The sequence below is a fragment of the Flavobacterium sandaracinum genome, from assembly GCF_004349135.1.
GTDB classification, from domain to species: Bacteria; Bacteroidota; Bacteroidia; order Flavobacteriales; family Flavobacteriaceae; genus Flavobacterium; species Flavobacterium sandaracinum.
Genome location: NZ_SMFN01000057.1, coordinates 1 through 1,554 on the forward strand (window position 1 = coordinate 1; position 1,554 = coordinate 1,554).

The following is a 1,554-nucleotide window of genomic DNA, read 5'->3' on the forward strand; positions in this document are numbered from 1 at the left end:
TCGGGTTCGAGTATTAAAGGACGAACCAAAGTGAATCATATGGCAGATAAAAAGATGAAATCAATATTACAAATGTGTGCTTTAGTTGCCGTAAAACATGATCCGCAACTCAAAGAATATTATGAAAGAAAAAAAGGTGAAGGTAAGAACGCAATGCTGGTTTTAAACAATGTAAAATGTAAAATTATTGGTCGTGTTTTTTCTGTAATTAACAGACAAACTCCCTATATAAATACACATAAATTTGCCTGTTAAATTTTAAATATTTTCTTGTTTTTTACCATAGAATGCGCTAACGACTACACATATCAGCGAGTTCGGGGATTGACAAAGACCACGCTTATGCTTGGAGCAGAACCAGAAAAGGAGGCTGGCGAATCGCTCAAAGTCCAATTCTAACCACTACAATTACCCTACTACGACTTAAGAAGAAAGGCTATCAATCAATGTTGGAGATTTACATGGAACTCAACCCATCACTTTGCGAACCGCCGTATACGAGACCCGTACGTACGGTGGTGTGAGAGGCGCACTCCGTCAGGTTCTGGCGGAGCCGTCTACTCGATTATAGGTAGCCTTTCTTTCCATCGTCAATTATTATGTTGTCTAAATTCTTTTGCAATTACGTAATTGTCTGCAATAAATATTAGTTTAAAATTGTCTTGCTTTAATTCATTTCCAAAGGTCTTTGTCGCAACATTGTGCTTGTCGCAAACTTTGATTGCTTTTTGTGTAATTGAAAAAGGTGCTTCCATTAATTTTCCTGTCCCACTCTTTATGTTGTTTAAAAAGGTGTCTACCGTAAAGTTTATATTGTTGTCCGTTACATAGTTTGTCCAGCTACGCCAGCCTTCGGTTATTTCGTTTATTGCATTTTCAAAGTCTACTACAAAATTGTCAAAATGGTCTGGCTTTGAGTTTATGTATGTCGTTACAATATTTTCATTGTAGTCAATGAGCAATGGATGTGTTTCATAAATACTAAACTGTCCACGCGTGCCTTTTTTTAAGTTGAATTCTTTTTTGTCAATAAAGTCGAAACGAAATAATTGGTCGTCAATTTTAAGCGTCAAAAATGTCGCTTGGTAATTGTCAACCTGAACAGTCTTATTTTGAATGTCTGTAATGTTCACTATTGTCGTCTTTTAAGGTTACCTATAACGTGTCGCCGCTACACGAGGTTTGGGACTAAAGATGCGAGTTTTTTCGGTTAAGGACAAATTTCTCAAGTACAAAACCATTTCTATATTAAGCTAAATACCCAAATCTCGTGTAACGGCTGTGTGTGCCTTGCATGCACTTCCAATTCCTCAAAAGTAGGAATTTTATCTAGAGGGTGCAAGTCCCTTATCGGCAAGTTGTTGATTTATATTGAGCCGATTAGCACGTGGCAAGCTGGTTTGGGGCGACCCATGCAGTGAAGGAAGCCAAACGGCAAAAGTCTGTACCGAGGAACACAAAGCGCATAAGAGGCTAGCTAAATTGGGTAAGCATGCACAGCAATGCAAAGCCTTTAGACAACAGGTTTAGTTAGTAGATGCGTCGGGGATAGAC

The 1,554-nt window shown here is 38.3% G+C and carries 2 protein-coding genes; one reads left to right on the forward strand and one right to left on the reverse strand.

From position 1 onward, the window contains the following. A partial coding sequence (locus E0F91_RS17565; protein WP_165930079.1) for a transposase occupies positions 1 to 255 on the forward strand: 255 nt, incomplete at its 5' end. A gap of 335 nt (positions 256 to 590) precedes the next feature. On the opposite strand, the gene E0F91_RS17575 is transcribed toward E0F91_RS17565, so the two are convergent. Further along, on the reverse strand, positions 591 to 1,133 hold the full coding sequence (locus E0F91_RS17575) for a hypothetical protein (RefSeq protein ID WP_132067642.1): 543 nt from the start codon (positions 1,131 to 1,133) through the stop codon (positions 591 to 593). Between the last annotated feature and the right edge of the window lie 421 nt (positions 1,134 to 1,554).